This is a genomic window from Nocardioides insulae DSM 17944 (assembly GCF_000422825.1).
Classification (GTDB): Bacteria; Actinomycetota; Actinomycetes; order Propionibacteriales; family Nocardioidaceae; genus Nocardioides; species Nocardioides insulae.
In genome coordinates this window covers 126,832-141,979 of sequence record NZ_AUGU01000017.1, presented here as the reverse complement: position 1 = coordinate 141,979, position 15,148 = coordinate 126,832, and the positions used below count along the sequence as shown (strand labels likewise).

General features: G+C 71.0%; 14 protein-coding genes. 9 read left to right on the top strand and 5 right to left on the bottom strand.

From position 1 onward, the window contains the following. The gene (locus tag G515_RS0109560) at positions 1–1,146 is read right to left on the bottom strand and encodes a lipid II:glycine glycyltransferase FemX (protein ID WP_028659960.1); all 1,146 of its coding nucleotides are present in this window, start codon (positions 1,144–1,146) and stop codon (positions 1–3) included. Between the two features lie 184 nt (positions 1,147–1,330). On the opposite strand from G515_RS0109560, the gene G515_RS20585 reads away from it, so the two are divergent. From G515_RS20585 to G515_RS23615, 4 genes are all read left to right on the top strand, one after another. Further along, on the top strand, positions 1,331–1,966 hold the full coding sequence (locus G515_RS20585; protein WP_084653389.1) for an RNA polymerase sigma factor: 636 nt from the start codon (positions 1,331–1,333) through the stop codon (positions 1,964–1,966). Further along, positions 1,959–2,447: a hypothetical protein gene (locus tag G515_RS0109550; protein WP_028659959.1), complete on the top strand. Its 489-nt coding sequence runs from the start codon at positions 1,959–1,961 to the stop codon at positions 2,445–2,447. Before G515_RS20585 ends, G515_RS0109550 begins: the two co-directional genes overlap by 8 nt. Before the next feature lie 35 nt (positions 2,448–2,482). After that, positions 2,483–4,264: a S8/S53 family peptidase gene (locus G515_RS20580; protein ID WP_051218114.1), complete on the top strand. Its 1,782-nt coding sequence runs from the start codon at positions 2,483–2,485 to the stop codon at positions 4,262–4,264. A gap of 115 nt (positions 4,265–4,379) precedes the next feature. Continuing rightward, positions 4,380–6,803 (top strand): CHAT domain-containing protein, encoded by a 2,424-nt coding sequence (locus G515_RS23615; RefSeq protein WP_036555168.1) that lies wholly within the window; start codon positions 4,380–4,382, stop codon positions 6,801–6,803. A 422-nt stretch (positions 6,804–7,225) separates the two neighbouring features. Here the strand turns inward: G515_RS23615 and G515_RS0109535 are convergent, their stop codons facing one another. Then, on the bottom strand, positions 7,226–8,014 hold the full coding sequence (locus G515_RS0109535; protein WP_028659958.1) for a deoxyribonuclease IV: 789 nt from the start codon (positions 8,012–8,014) through the stop codon (positions 7,226–7,228). Positions 8,015–8,024: 10 nt separating this feature from the next. Then, positions 8,025–9,074 (bottom strand): serine/threonine-protein kinase, encoded by a 1,050-nt coding sequence (locus tag G515_RS22675; RefSeq protein WP_084653387.1) that lies wholly within the window; start codon positions 9,072–9,074, stop codon positions 8,025–8,027. A 260-nt stretch (positions 9,075–9,334) separates the two neighbouring features. On the opposite strand from G515_RS22675, the gene rpsF reads away from it, so the two are divergent. The 4 genes from rpsF to rplI all read left to right on the top strand — a co-directional run bounded on the left by rpsF (position 9,335) and on the right by rplI (position 11,110). Then, on the top strand, positions 9,335–9,622 hold the full coding sequence (gene rpsF, locus G515_RS0109525; protein ID WP_028659957.1) for a 30S ribosomal protein S6: 288 nt from the start codon (positions 9,335–9,337) through the stop codon (positions 9,620–9,622). 122 nt (positions 9,623–9,744) lie between these two features. Beyond that, entirely contained in the window at positions 9,745–10,338 is a 594-nt protein-coding gene (locus G515_RS0109520; protein ID WP_028659956.1) for a single-stranded DNA-binding protein, read from the top strand. Between the two features lie 74 nt (positions 10,339–10,412). Beyond that, positions 10,413–10,649 (top strand): 30S ribosomal protein S18, encoded by a 237-nt coding sequence (gene rpsR, locus G515_RS0109515; RefSeq protein WP_028659955.1) that lies wholly within the window; start codon positions 10,413–10,415, stop codon positions 10,647–10,649. Positions 10,650–10,663: 14 nt separating this feature from the next. Continuing rightward, entirely contained in the window at positions 10,664–11,110 is a 447-nt protein-coding gene (gene rplI / locus G515_RS0109510; RefSeq protein ID WP_028659954.1) for a 50S ribosomal protein L9, read from the top strand. 104 nt (positions 11,111–11,214) lie between these two features. Here the strand turns inward: rplI and G515_RS0109505 are convergent, their stop codons facing one another. Both G515_RS0109505 and G515_RS20565 read right to left on the bottom strand, forming a co-directional pair. Next, positions 11,215–11,790, bottom strand: coding sequence for a DinB family protein (locus G515_RS0109505; protein WP_028659953.1), 576 nt, complete (start codon positions 11,788–11,790; stop codon positions 11,215–11,217). Continuing rightward, complete coding sequence (locus tag G515_RS20565) at positions 11,787–13,211, bottom strand: MATE family efflux transporter (protein ID WP_084653385.1); 1,425 nt, start codon at positions 13,209–13,211, stop codon at positions 11,787–11,789. The genes G515_RS0109505 and G515_RS20565 overlap by 4 nt, the downstream gene beginning before the upstream one ends. A 502-nt stretch (positions 13,212–13,713) precedes the next feature. Here G515_RS20565 and dnaB point away from each other — a divergent pair. Then, positions 13,714–15,138, top strand: a complete 1,425-nt coding sequence (gene dnaB, locus G515_RS0109495) for a replicative DNA helicase (RefSeq protein ID WP_028659952.1) — start codon at positions 13,714–13,716, stop codon at positions 15,136–15,138. Positions 15,139–15,148: the final 10 nt, after the last annotated feature.

The window sequence follows — 15,148 nt, the reverse complement described above, 5'->3', positions numbered from 1 at the left end:
TCACTTCCCGCGTCGTTTCATGTACAGGTCGAAGGCCGCATACAGCGGCCGGAACAGGGGGAGATCCCACTCGCCGGCGTACTCGACCGCCCGGCCGCCGGTGCCGACCTTGAACTGGATCAGTCCGACGTGGGAGTCCTCCGCGGACAGGGTGGGCGTGATGCCTCGCAGGTCGTAGACGTCGCAGCCGCTGGCGAGGGCGGAGCGGATCATCGCCCACTGGAGCGCGTTGGAGCCGCGGACCTCCCGCTTCTCGGTGGAGGAGGCGCCGTAGGAGTACCACGCGTGGGCTCCGACGCGGACCATGATCGTGGCCGCGACCAGGTCACCGTCGTGCCGGGCGAGGAAGAGCTGGAAGCGGTCCGGTCCCTCCGAGCGCATCGCCTCCGCCATCACCTCGAAGTAGCGCAGCGGTCGCGGGGTGAAGTGGTCGCGCTCGGCGGTGTGGACGTAGAGGTCGTGGAAGGCTCGCAGCTCCTCGGTGAACTCCTGCTCACCCGCGACGGTGACCTCGACGCCGCTCTTGTCTGCCTTCTTGATGTTGCGGCGCCACAGCTGGTTCATCCCCTTGAGCACCTCGTCCTCGGTGAGGGCGGTGCCTTCGGTACGCCGCAGCGGGACCTCGTAGGTGTACTGCGGCTGGCCCGCGCCGAACCCGTCCTCCGGGCTCTGCAGCCGCCAGCCCAGGGCCCGCAGCCGGCTCACGACCCGGGCGCCGGCGGGATCACGCTCGCTGGGCGGCAGCTCGGTGAGCCGGTGGACGGCCTCGTCGGCGATCCCCGCCTTGACCTGGGCGGCCGACCAGCCGGCGGTCCTGACCGGGGGGCCCATCCGGATGCCGAAGGCACCGTTCTTCCGCAGGTACGCCGCCAACGGGCTCAGCCAGTCGGCCAGGTCTCCGGACCAGTCGATCGCCGGCCCCTCGGGGAGATAGGCGAGCGTGTAGCGCTTCAGCCTGGGCACCGGCCGATGCAGCACCAGCGTGGCGCCGACCAGGTCCTCGTCGGCGTACCAGCCGACCGACTCGCTGCGCCACTCGGTCTTCACCCGTCCCCACGCCGGGGTCTGCAGGAAACTCACCGATCGCTGCCGGGCGATGAAGGCGAGGTGCTCGTCGGCGGGGAGGGGTCGCACGCTCAGATTCACCCCGCGAAGGCTACCGGCGACGCGGATTCGGCTCACGTCGGCGGCCGAACGCACTAGTCTGAGTCGTTGACCCGAGGTGATGGCAGCACCGGGGGACAGGGGGATCGGGTCGTGAGGTATCTGGAGGAGACCGCACCGCTCCTGAGGGAGCATGACCGTGATGACCACACGGGGAGGTGGGACCATGGCCACCGCCGACCCCAGCGCTGACGTCGACGCGTCGGCGCAGGGGACTCGTGAGGTCGCGGATGCGCCGGGGAGCGTCTGGGAGCGGGCGACCGCCGCCTTCGACCGGTGGCTCGCCGATGACGAGGAGGGGCTCAGCGAACTGGTGGGTGTGATGACCCCCGTGCTGTGGCAGGTGGTCCGCGCCTACGGCCTCTCCCACGAGCTCGCCGAGGACGTCGTCCAGAGCACCTGGCTGGCTCTGGTGCGCCGTCAGTCCTCGATCATCGACTCGGCCGCGATCGGCGGCTGGCTCACCATCACCGCCCGCCGCGAGGCCTGGCGCACCGCGCAGGTGCAGCATCGCGCGGATCCGACCCAGGACGAGGACCTCGCCGTCCACCTGCCGCAGCAGCGCTCCGCGGAGAGCGCCGCGGTGGAGCGTGACGGCCAGGACCGGCTCTGGGCCGCGGTCAACGCGCTCCCCGAGCGGTGCCGGCGACTGCTGCGCGTGGTCGCCTTCGAACATCGACCCGATTACGCCACGCTCGCCGTGGACCTCGGGATGCCCGTCGGCAGTATCGGCCCCACCCGCGGTCGCTGCCTGGCGAAGCTGCGGGTCGCTCTGATCGAGGCAGGAGACGTGGATGAGTGAGATGAGTCGTGAGCGGCTGTTGGAGGTCGTGCGCCACGTGTACGACGCCCGCGACCCCATGCCCGAGGGCCTGGTGGAGCGGATGCAGGACGCCGCGGCGGCAGAGGTGTCCGGGCTGGGCCTGGACCTCGAACTGATGCTGCTGGTCGAGCAGCTCGAGGGGGCGAGTGTCCGGGGAGAGTCGGCGACCCGGCGAGCGGCCGGCACGGCGTACACCCTGCGGTTCACCCTCGGCGAGGTCGACCTGCTGGTGCGGGTCGCGCCGGGCGAGGGCGACGGGTCGCGGGTGGACGGCTGGATCGCGCCCGCCGAAGAGATGACCGTGCGCGTGCTCGCCGCGGACCAGCCCTCGCGAGCGACCGCGGTGGCCGAGACCGGCCGGTTCGAGTTCGCCGGCCTGCCCCAGGGCCTGCTGCGACTGCGGTTCGAGCCGCAGGACCTCAGCCGCCCCCCGTTCGCCACCCCCACCTTCGAGATCTGAGCGGCCGACACCCCACACCCGAAAGGCACTCCACCATGTCCGTTGCCGAGTCCGACGCCGAGTCCGCCGAGTCCGCAACCGAGGGCGGGCAGGTGGAGCAGACCGAAGAGCAGACCGAGGAGCAGGGGGAGAAGGAGGGGCGCTGTGCGTGGCGCCGGGCCCGCTACTCCCGTCGTGTGCTCGACCCCACCAAGGCGGTCGTCCCCGGCGTCAACGCGCTCCCCACGGCCTACGTCGGGGTCCACCTCACCGTGGCGCGTTCCGATGCCCGCCCCGGGCGCCACACCAAGGTGATCGACCAGCTGGTCAAGGCCGGCGAAGCGCTCGAGTGGACGGTCACCGCGCACCCGGAGGATGTCCGTACCGCCTCGCTGCGCAATGGCGTGATCACGGTCGGGGTGGACGCCAAGCCCGGTCAGGCGCAGCCCGACGCCTGGCGTCTGCTCCAGCTCGCCCGGGCGATGGGAGGGGAGGCGACCTCGAAGGATGAGTACGAGCCACTGAAGGCGGCGTTCCTCAGCCACCTGCTGTCCCCGGTCTCACCGCGTGGCTTCGCCCCGAACACCTTCCATGAGCCGAACACGTTCCACGAGCCCAACACCTTCCATGAGCCGAACACGTTCCACGAACCCAACACCTTCCACGAACCCAACCCGGTCGTGTCGGGAGCCACCTCGGTGGCGGTGGCCAGCTACCTCAGCGCCGGGCACGGCGGACGACAGCCGATCGCGTACGTCGGCCCGGAGCCGGCCCGCCTGCCGGACGCCGAGTTCCAGGAGCGGTACCGCTGCCGCCGTCCGGTGGTCGCCGTCCTCGACACCGGTTGCTGGACCCGGCACCCGTGGTTCCGCCGTACCGTCGGGGGGCGGGCGCAGACCCCCGTCGTACGCACGGATGTGAAGGTGCGTACCCAGACCCCGGACGGGCCGCGGTGGCTGCCGATCGGCTACGCCCGGGACCGCTGGGAGGCCGAGGACCAGCTGCCCGAGCCGGGCGCCGACAGCCGGCCGCTGGACGGCTCGTTGAGCGGCATCGCCGGCCACGGCACCTTCGTCGCCGGCCTGATCCACCAGGCCTGCCCGGACGCCGACATCCTCTCCTGGCGGATCATGCCGCCCGAGGGGGAGAGCGAGGAGGCCGAGCTCCTCACCGCGTTGTGCCAGATCATCGAGTTGGTCGAGCAGAACCGGGAGGACCCCGCCAAGGGGCAGGCCATCGACGTCCTCAACCTGTCGCTGGGCTACTACCACGAGACACCGGAGAACACCGACCTGATCGACGCCTCCCTGCGCGACCTGCTGCGCCAACTCGGCGAGCTGGGCGTGACCGTGGTGTGCTCGGCGGGCAACGACGCCACCCAGCGCCCTTCCTTCCCGGCGGCCTTCGGTCCGTGGCGCGGCGGCAGCCCGTTCGGGGCCGATCCGGCGGTCGCGCCGATCGTGTCGGTCGGAGCGCTCAACCCCGACGGCAAGATCGACGCGCTGTTCAGCAACGTCGGCCCCTGGGTGCGGCACTACGAGCGCGGTGCCGTCCTGATGAGCACGTTCCCGAAGCTCCGGGGTGGCTACGAGCCGATCGCGCGCACCTGGGTCTGGGACGGCAAGGAGCGCAGGGAGCGCACCTCGATGGATCCCGACGACTTCCGCAGCGGGTTCGCGGTGTGGAGCGGGACCTCGTTCAGCGCGCCGCTCACCTCCGGCAAGCTCGCCAGCGAACTGCTCCAGCTCCTGCAGGGCCAGGGCGAGCGCCACATCACTCCCGGCCAGGCGTGGACCGCGGTCCAGGTGGTGACCGGGATGAAACCCGACGACGACTGACCGGACCCATGCCGAGGAGACTGCTGAACAGTCCGCGCGGCCGCCCGAGGACCGGGCGGGGCGCCGAGAGCGTTCGCCCGTCCTGCTCAGCTCCCTCCTAAGCCATGATGAGCCCGTGCGTTCCCGCGAACAGCTCCACGAGGCCGGCGTAGCCGCCAGCACCCGGGGCCGCCATGCTCGGGCCCGTCAGCTGCTGGAGCAGGCCCGGGACGGGCTCGAGCCGGGTGATCTGCTCGCTCGGATCGAGGCCAGTCTCGCCTACGTCTGGCAGGAGACCGGGGTGGAGAACGACGGGGTGGCGCTATGTCGCGTGGCCCTCGACTACCCCGGACTGACCCGGGCCACCCGCGGCACGCTGCACAGTCAGGTCGGCCTGCTGCGCATGCTGCGCGGCGAGAAGGACGACGCCCTCGAGGCGTTCGGCGAGGCCGTCGCCCTGCTGGAGGACCAACGGCTGCTCGGCCGTGCCTACCTCAATCGCGGCAGCGTCTACACCCAGCGCGACCTGCCGCTCCCTGCGCGGGAGGACTTCGCCCTCGCAGCCCAGTGCTTCAGCGCGGTCGGCGACACCCTCGCGGCCGCCAAGGCTCGCCACAACCTGGGCTATGTCCACCTGCTCACCGGCGACCTGGTCGGAGCGCTGGGGGCGATGGACGCGGCGGCGCCGGTCTTCGCCGAGGCCGGGCCGGTCCTGGTCGCGACCGCAGCGATGGATCGGGCCGAGGCCCTGGTCGCCGCCGGGTTGGTCGACGAGGGACGTACGGCGCTGCGCGAGGCCTCCGCGGCGTACGTCGGACGCCGGCTCTACCAGCGCCGCGGTGAGACCGAACTGACCTTCGCCCGCTCGCTGGTGCACGTCGTACCGGCCGAGGCGCTGGCCGCCGCCCGGAGGTCCCGCGCCCAGTTCGTGCGCAGTGGCGCGCCGGTGTGGCAGTTACGGGCCGAGCACGCCATCCACGCCGCCGAGGTCGAGCTCGGCCGCCGCGGGGCCGCCCTGATCACCCGTGGCGACCGGCTCGCGGCCGACCTGGAGGCGCTCGGCCAGCCGCATGCCGGGGCCACCGCCCGGTTGAACGCCGCGCGGGTCGCCGGTCGGCGGGGCGACCTGGAGGGGATGCGGGAGCGGCTGGCCGGCGTACGCATGCGGGCCTCGACGCCGCTGCCGGTGCGGCTGCTCGCGGATGAGGTGCGGGCCGATCTGGCGGCCGGCCGAGGACGCCCGGGCGAGGCACTGCGGCGCCTCCGGACCGGCCTGGACGAACTGCACGAGTGGCAGAGCTCCTTCGGCAGCCTGGACCTGCAGACCAACGTGATCGGCCAGGGGGTCCACCTCGCGGTGCGCGCGCTCGAACTGGCGGTCGCCTCGCCCTCGGACACGGTGCTCTTCGAATGGTCGGAGCGGGCGCGGATGCTGGCCGCCCGGATCCAGCCGGTCCAGGCCCCCGCCGACCCGCACCTCGCCGCCGACCTGGCCGAACTCAGATCGGATCCCGCGCCCGCCCGCGAGGCCGAGCTGCGCCGCCGGATCCGGGAGCAGGCCTGGCAGAAGGAGGGTTCCGGCCGGGTCACCGACCCCTGCACACTCGACCAGGTCCGGGCGGCGCTGGGGGAGCGGGCCCTGGTGAGCCTGGTGGTCGGTGGGGGAGCCGTGGTGGCGCTCGTGGTCACCGCGGAGAAGGTACGCCGGGTGCCGCTCGGTCCGATCGAGGGTCTCCGGGCCGACCTGGGTGGCCTGCTGCCCGACCTCGACGTCGCCGCCGAACGGCTCGACGGTGCCCTCGGCGTCGCCGTCCGTGGCGAACTCATCACCCGGCTCGACCGCCTGGCCGCCACCCTGGTCACTCCGCTGCTCCCGCTGCTCGGCGACCGGCCGGTGCTGTTGACCCCCTCCGGCCGCCTCGCGGGGGTGCCGTGGACGCTGCTACCAGGGTTCTCGGGCCGCCCGGTCACGGTGGCCCAGTCCGCCACCTCCTGGCTCGCGCGCAACCGCACACCCCTGCGGACCGGCCGCGCCGGGTTCGTCGCCGGCCCGCGGGTCGCCCGCGCGGAGGAGGAGATCGCGGCGACCGCCAAGGAGTGGGCCGACTCCAGCATCCTGACCGGGCCGGACGCGACCGCTGCCGCTGCCTCCGCGCTCGCCGCCGCGGTCGATGTCCTGCACGTCGCGGCGCACGGCCGGCACTCGGCCCAGAACCCGTTGTTCTCCGGGGTCGGACTGGCCGACGGCACCTGGTACGGCTACGACGTCGACCAGTTGCCCCGGGTGCCCGACATCGTGTTGCTCTCCGCCTGCGAGGTCGGCCGCTCCACGGTCCGCTGGGGGGAGGAGTTGATCGGCATGACCGCGGCCTGGCTGCACGCCGGTGCCCGGTGCGTGATCGCCTCGCCGGCCTCGGTCGCCGACGACGCGGCGTACGACGCGCTGGTGGCCCTCCACCGCGGCCTCGCGGCCGGCCAGGCTCCGGACGTGGCCCTCGCCGCCGCCGTGCCCGCCCCCACCTGCGACCGCCCGCCGGCGCCGTTCCTCTGCTTCGCCTGATCGGCCCGACCAGCCCCCGCCCGTCCCTGCGGAAAAGATCCTCGCCGGGATGTATCAGCGGCCTCTGGGGTGACTCCTGACCTTCGACAGCGCCTCTTCTGCACTCGAGGGGAGTGCAGAAGGGTGTTCGCCGGCCATGGGGGTGTCCGGCGTGTCAGGGGCGGAGCCGCGGTGGGGGCGGCTCCGCCCCTTCGCATTGAGTGGCGCGAGCGCGTCGCCGCTCGACGGTGCGTTCAAAGGACAGGGTGCACCGTCGGCGGCGCCGCGCTGCCGCGCGGGTTGAATGGCGCGAGCATGTCTTCACTCCTGCCGGAAGATAGAAGCGTGGCACGGCGGTTCACGCCACGCTGCCGCGTGGGTTGAAACGGCGCGGGCGGGTCGCCGCAGCGGCGCCGGGAGATAGCGCGGCGTTCGATCTCGGCTCAGAGACGCTCGCGGAGCCAGGCGAAGTCGGCGACGTGCTCCTCGGCGCCGCCTGGGGTCTCGCAGATCACCGGCGCATCGGCCGAGCGGATCACCCCGGCGAGCAGGTCGGGATCGATCTGGCCGGTGCCGAAGTTGGTGTGCCGGTCGGCTCCGGAGTCGAAGGCGTCCCGGGAGTCGTTGGCGTGGACGAGGTCGATCCGGCCGGTGATCGCCCGGAGCCGTTCCACGACGGTCTCCAACTCGTTCCCGCCAGCGTGCGCGTGGCAGGTGTCGAGGCAGAAGCCCACCTGCTCGGAGCCCTCGGCCGCGCTGATCGCCTCCCACACCCGGGCGATGCGGTCCAGGTGGCGGGTCATGGCGTTCTCGCCGCCCGCGGTGTTCTCGATCAGCACCGGCACCTTGAGGTCGGTGGCCTCGATCGCCTTGCGCCAGTTGTCGAAGCCCTTCTCCGGGTCGTCGGCCTTGTTGACGTGGCCGCCGTGCACGATCAGCCCCTTGGCGCCCACCTCCGCCGCCGCGTCGACGTGCTGCTGGAGCAGCTTGCGACTGGGGATCCGGATGCGGTTGTTGGTCGTGGCGACGTTGATGATGTACGGCGCGTGCACGAACAGGTCGATCCCGGCAGCCTCCGCGTCCGCCCTGAGCGCAGTAGGCCCGCCCGCGTAGGCCACCACGGGCCCCTTGTAGCTCTGCGGGTCGCCCAGGAAGAACTGGACCACACCCGCCTCCCGGGCGCGGGCCTCGGCGAGCGGGTCGGTCTGGTCGACGTGGGCTCCGATCTGCATGATCCACAGCCTAGGAGAGAGCCCGCAGCGCACCGGCAACCGCGGCACTAGGGTGGCCGGGGTGACCTCGTTGCTGCTCGGTCTGGCCGCTGCCCTGACGCTGCTCGGAGGGGCCCTGCTCGCCCGAGACGCGCGCCAGCGCCACCAAGCAGAGCAGGATCGCGGTCACGAAGCAGACCAGCGCACCCGCCACCGCTGACGGCGAGCCGGCGCGACGCCGAGGAGCAGCCGGCCGGGGCAGGGCCAGCGCGTCCGCGACCGGGACGACGGCTTCCGGCAGGCGGTCGGGCAGGGCCAGCCAGTGTCGAGGTGCCGGGATGTCCAGCGCCCGAAGTTCGCACAGGGCCTGCGCGGCGGAGGAGGGCCGCCGATCGGGGTCGTGCGCGGTGAGTCGAGCGATCAGGTCGTCGAGCCGCCCCCGGGGCGGCTCCGGGTGATCGCCGAGCAGGGCGCGTCCGACCCGGCCGGCGGCGTACAGGTCCTGACGGAAGTCGGGGGCCGCGCCGGCCTCCTGCTCTGGGGCCATGTACCCCGGAGTGCCCACCCCGCCGGGAGCGAGGGTGAGCCGGGCGTCGGTGAGGACCGCGGCCACCCCGAAGTCGGCCAGCCGCAGATGCGGGCGGGCGGTGCCGGTGGCCTCCAGGAGCAGGTTGCCTGGCTTGACGTCGCGGTGGACCACGCCGTGGGCGTGCACGGCCCTGAGTGCCTGGAGGAGCTGGTCGAGCAGGACGGCGATGTACCCCTCGGTCAGCGGAACAGGCAGATCGGCGACCGCCCCGCCGCGCACCAGATCCATGGTGAGCACGACCAGATCGTCCTCGGCTGCCCAGCCGGTCGGTGCGACGACGTGCCGATGGTCGATCCGCAGCGACTGCTCGCGCACGAACCGGATCAATTGCGGGCTCCGGGCCGGTCCCAGCACCTTGGCGGCACAGAAGGACTGGCGGCGCAGATCCCAGGCCCGCCAGACGGTCCCGGACGCGCCAGCGCCCAGCTCGTCGACCAGCAGATAGCGGCCCGCCAGGGGAGGTCGGCGGGGCACTGGGTGGGTCGGTGGCATCCCCCGATCGTGCCGGGCTCGCGCCGGTGCCCACCAGCCCCGGATCGCCGGCTGTGGATGACGGTTCTGGATTCGGATCGGGTGTGACCGGCTTGGTACGCTTCAGCGTCCGTGTGCCCGCCTCCGTCCGGTGGTCGGCGCAGGGACACCCCGCCAGCCGACGTACGCCGGGACGTGCCGGTCGTGCCCGCTGGTGGGGACGCACAGCCCTCCTGCCACGGAGAGACCGTGGCCGCTGAGTCCGCAGGAGGTGGAATGCTATGCGTGCCTACGAACTGATGATCATCGTCGATCCCAGCATCGACGAGCGCCAGGTCGGTCCCCAGCTCGAGAAGGCCCTCACCGTCGTCAGCAAGGACGGCGGCTCGGTCGAGTCGCTCGAGGTGTGGGGTCGTCGTCGGCTGGCCTACGAGGTCAAGAAGAACGCCGAGGGTATCTACGCCGTCGTCACCCTGAACGCCGAGCCGGCGACCGTCAAGGAGCTCGACCGTCAGCTCACGCTGAACGAGTCGATCCTCCGTACCAAGGTCATCCGCCCGACCGTCTGAGTCAGGCGGTTGCGCAGCCCCCGTTCCGGGTCGGCTGTGGATGACCTCCCCGGATCGTCGGTACCGTCCGTCAGGATCGGTGGCGACACCGGAAACCAGCACCCAGGCTTCGAGGAGACCTCATGGCAGGCGACACCATCATCACCGTGGTCGGCAACCTCACCGACGACCCCGAGCTCCGCTTCACTCCGTCCGGGGCGGCGGTCGCCAACTTCACGGTGGCGTCGACGCCGCGCAGCTTCAACCGACAGACGAGCTCATGGGATGACGGGGAGACCCTCTTCCTGCGCTGCTCGATCTGGCGGCAGGCCGCGGAGAACGTCGCGGAGTCACTGACCCGGGGCACCCGGGTCATCGTGCAGGGGCGTCTCAAGTCTCGTTCGTTCGAGACCCGTGAGGGTGAGAAGCGCACCGTCATGGAGCTCGAGGCCGACGAGATCGGCCCCGCGCTCACCTGGGCCACGGCCAAGGTGAGCAAGGTCAGCCGTCAGGGCGGCCAGTCCGGCGGCTACGGCGGTGGTCAGCAGCAAGGTGGTGGCGGCTACGGCGGCCAGCCGCAGGCTGCACCGGCCAACGACCCGTGGGCCACCCCCGCCCCCCAGGGCGGTCAGCAGGGCGGCTACGGCGGTCGTCCCGGCGGTCAGCAGGGTGGCGGGGCTCCCGCCAACGACCCCTGGGCCGCGCCGGGCGTCGGCTCCGAAGAGCCTCCGTTCTGACAAGCACCACCAGTTCAATCCGAATCCCTCAACCATTCCGACGTCTGTCGGGCTTCTAGAAAGGAAGCACCACAATGGCCAAGGCAGTGATTCGCAAGCCCAAGAAGAAGGTTTGCCAGTTCTGCAAGGAGAAGGCGAAGGGTGTCGACTACAAGGACACCACCCTGCTCCGCAAGTTCATCTCCGACCGCGGCAAGATCCGCGCGCGTCGGGTCACCGGCAACTGCGTCCAGCACCAGCGTGACGTGGCCATCGCCGTGAAGAACGCCCGTGAGGTGGCTCTGCTGCCCTACACCTCGACCGGTCGCTGAGAGGAGTCCAGGCAATGAAGATCATCCTGACCCAGGAAGTCACTGGCCTCGGTTCCCCCGGCGACATCGTCGAGGTGAAGGACGGCTACGCCCGTAACTACCTGCTGCCCCGCAACGTCGCGGTCCGTTGGACCCGCGGTGGCGCCAAGCAGGTCGAGCAGATCCAGGCCGCCCGCAAGGCTCGCGCCGTCCGCGACCTCGACCACGCGGTCGAGATCAAGGGCAAGCTCGAGGCCGCGCCGGTGCAGGTCAAGGTCCGGGCCGGCGAGGGCGGTCGCCTCTTCGGCGCCGTCACGATCGCCGACATCGCCGGTGCGCTCAACGCCGCCGTCGGTGAGAACGTCGACAAGCGCACCATCGCGCTCGGCAACCCCATCAAGGCGCTCGGCGCCCACGAGGTGTCGGTCAAGCTGCACGACGAGGTGTCGGCCAAGGTCGCCCTCTCCGTGGTGCCTGCCTGAGCATGCTCACCCTGACCTGATCCGTCAGGTCGCTCCGGGGCCGTCCTTCCTTCGGGAGGGGCGGCCCCGTGTGCGTTGCGTAGCACGCACAGCCTGTGGGGCGCTCAGAACTCCTCCGCGATCGCGGTCAGTTTGGCGACGTACGCCGGCCAGTCCGTCCCGTCGGGGAGGTTGGTGGACGCCGGCCGCATGCCTGCTGCCCCGTCGATGCCTTCGCGCAGGATGTCCGCATGGCCGGCGTGCCGGGTGAGGTCGGTGAGCAGGTGCACCGTGATGTGGTGGAGGGTCGGGGCGTTGCCCGGGTCCCACCAGGGAACATGGCCGGTTGCGTCTAGGGGCAGCTCGGCGAGGGTCCTCGCGGAGAAGGCCCACACCCGGTGGGCCAGGGCGATCTGGTCCGCGCTGTTCTCCTCCGCGGTGAGGTACCAGTCGGCCTGTGGGTCCTTGTCGTAGTCGTCGGGCTCCAGGAGACCCGCGGGGTTCTCCATCATCCGGCCGAAGACGGGCCCCAGGTAGCCGAACTCGACATTGACACAGTGCCGGAGGATGCCCAGCAGGTTGGTGCCGGTGGGAGTGCGGGGAAGTCGCAGATCACGTTCGGAGAGCCCCTCGAGCTTCCACAGCAAGGCCTGGTGGACGTTGTCGAGGTAGCGCTGGAGGGTCGCCTTCTCGTCGGTCATCCTGCCAGTGTGCTGGTGCCGCCCGGGGCTGTCATCCGAGCGGATGGTGCGGACCGTCCGGTTGTTTCACGTGGAACCTGTCCGGTGCCCCGGCCGGCTGCTCCCGTCACCAGCCATCGATCGCCACGCGCGCGATGGACCAGGACGACGAACCGAGCCCCCATGAAGACCACCGTGAACAGGATCCAGATCCACACCAGCCCGGCGTCGAGCGTGACCGCGAGGGCGATCGCCGGGGCGTAGGCGACCAGCGTCCAGATGCCGCCCCAGGCCAGGTAGCGACCGTCCCCGGCCCCGATCAGCACCCCGTCGAGTACGAACACGACACCGGCCATCGGTTGGGCGATCGCGGCGACGATCAGCACCGGGATCAGCAGGGCGTGCACGTCTTCATCGGGGGTGAACAGCGGGCCGAGCAGAGGACTCGCGAGGGCCAGCAGGACGCCGACGGCGATGCCGGCCATCACCCCCCACCAGACCATCCGCGCCGTCACCGCGCGGGTGCCCGGGACGTCGCCGGCACCCAGATAGCGTCCGGTGATCGCCTGCGCGGCGATCGCGAGGGCATCGAGCACGAACGCGAGGAAGCCCCACAGCGTGAACGCGATCTGGTGGGCGGCCAGGTCCACCGCCTGGGAGCCGGAGTCCCCGATCGCGGCCTGGGTCACGGCGAACGTCGTCATCAGCAGGGCCGCCCGCAGGGTGAGGGTGCGGACCACCAGCGGCACCCCGGCCCGCATCGCGGTACGGATGCCGGGCAGGTCGGGCCGCAGGCTGGCGTCGTACCGGCGGGCCCCTCTGGCGACCACGCCGACCAGGACGACCGCGGAGAGCACCTGGGCGATGACCGATCCGATCGCCGCGCCTTCGATCCCCAGGCCCACTCCGTAGACCAGGGTGAGGTTCAGGACCACGTTGAGCAGGTTGCCGAGCACGGCCACGTAGAGCGGGGTGCGAGTGTCCTGCAGCCCCCGCAGGACGCCGGTGGCGGCGAGCATGAGGAGCAGCGGCGTCACCCCGAGCAGGGCGATGCGCAGGTACGCCGTCCCGGGCCCGGCCACGTCCTCGCCGGCACCTACCAGCCGCACCAGCGGACCGGCCAGCAGCACGCCCGGGATCGTGACCAGGATGCCGATGATGGTGGCCAGCCAGAGCCCGTCGATCCCCTGCGCCAGCGCGCCGCGGGTGTCCCCGGCACCGATCCGGCGGGCGACCGACGCGGTGGTGCCGTAGGCCAGGAAGACGCACAGTCCGACGACGGTCTGCAGGACCACCCCGGCCACCCCCAGGCCGGCGAGTTCGGTGGTGCCCAGGTGCCCCACGACCGCGGAGTCGGCGAGCAGGAAGAGGGGCTCGGCGACAAGGGCGAGGAAGGCCGGGATCGCCAATCGCCAGATCTCCCGGTCATGACTGCGATCCATGTCGGCAGGTTAAGGGTCCTCGGCTCCTCCGGCCGCGCCCGGGCCGCTCCGCACGTGGGATGTGTGGTGGATAACTTGTGGATTCCGCATCAGTCGGGTGTTTTGTCGACAAACCCCCATCCCGACGCAGGTAAAGAAGGTGTGAACTGGGTCTCAGTATGGATCTGATTTCTATTCACAATCCACAGGACTTGTTTTCCCAGGTCAGAGGCACTTTTGCGCGGATCCCGGGTGTGTCGTGCACAGCCTTCTCCCCAGCTTGTGCAGGTCATCCCAAGGGTCGTCCACGGGTAGTCACCGGTTATCCCCACCCGCCTGTGGATAACTCGTGCGACCGGACTCGCACCACCCCTTCCAGCGGACGTAGAGTCCCGCGCAGCGGTGGGCCAGATCCCCGGAATTGTCGGTGGTCCCTCCTAGCGTGGTGATCCAGACCGGTGCCCCGACAGCGGGTCGCCGGAGCAGGCACCAAGCCAGACTCGGGCGAGATTGAGGAGGAGCAGTGAGCGTCACCGAGCACGACGTCGCCGACCACCTCCCGGAGCCACCGTCGTTCGAGGAGTGGGGCGACGGGCCGGCGGCCTACGAGCCCGGTCAGCGGCCGACGTCCCCCGGAGACCGCACGCCCCCGCAGGATCAGGCCGCGGAGCAGTCGGTGCTCGGCTCGATGCTCATCTCCAAGGACGCCATCGCGGACGTCACCGAGGTGCTTCGCGGGACCGACTTCTACCGGCCGACCCACGAGACGATCTTCGACACGATCATCGATCTCTACGGCCGCAACGAGCCGGTCGACATGGTCACCGTCGCTGCCGAGCTACAGCGCCGCGGCGACCTGCCGAGGATCGGCGGTGCCCCGTATCTCCACACCATCTCGGCCATCCCGCCGACGGCGGCCAACGCCGGCTACTACGCCGAGATCGTCCGGGAGAAGGCCGTGCTCCGCCGCCTGGTCGACGCGGGCACCCGGATCGTCCAGATCGGCTACGCCGGCGAGGGCGATGTCGACGACATCGTCGACGAGGCCCAGGCCGAGGTCTTCAAGATCACCGAGAAGCGGTCCTCGGAGGACTACGCCCCTCTGAGCGACATCATGGACGGCGTTCTCGACGAGATCGAGGCGATCTCCAACCGGGAGGCCGGCATCTACGGCGTCCCCACCGGCTTCGCCGATTTCGACGATCTGACCAACGGTTTCCACGGCGGCCAGATGATCGTGGTCGCGGCGCGTCCGGCCATGGGCAAGTCGACCCTCGCCCTGGACTTCTGTCGGGCGGCCTCGATCCGCAACGGTCTGGGCAGCGTCTTCTTCAGCCTGGAGATGTCGCGCTCGGAGATCACCATGCGGCTGCTCTCGGCCGAGGCGAAGGTGCCGCTCAACCACATCCGCAACGGCAACATGACCGACGACGACTGGGCCAAGCTGGCCCGCAAGATGGGCGAGGTCTCCTCGGCGCCGATGTTCATCGACGACAGTCCCAACATGACGATGATGGAGATCCGCTCCAAGGCCCGTCGGCTCAAGCAGCGCCACGACCTCCGTCTGGTCGTGATCGACTATCTGCAGCTGATGAGCTCGGGCAAGAAGGTCGAGTCCCGTCAGCTCGAGGTCTCCGAGTTCTCCCGCCAGATCAAGCTGCTGGCCAAGGAGCTCCAGGTGCCGATCATCGCGCTCTCCCAGCTCAACCGTGGTGCCGAGCAGCGCTCCGACAAGCGGCCCCAGGTCTCCGACCTCCGCGAGTCCGGCTCGATCGAGCAGGACGCCGACATGGTCGTCCTCCTCCACCGCGACGACGTCTACGAGAAGGAGTCGGCCCGCCCCGGCGAGGCCGACCTGATCGTCGCCAAGCACCGTAACGGCCCCACCAAGGACCTCGTCGTCGCCTTCCAGGGCCACTACTCCCGCTTCGTCGACATGGCGCACTGACACACGGGTC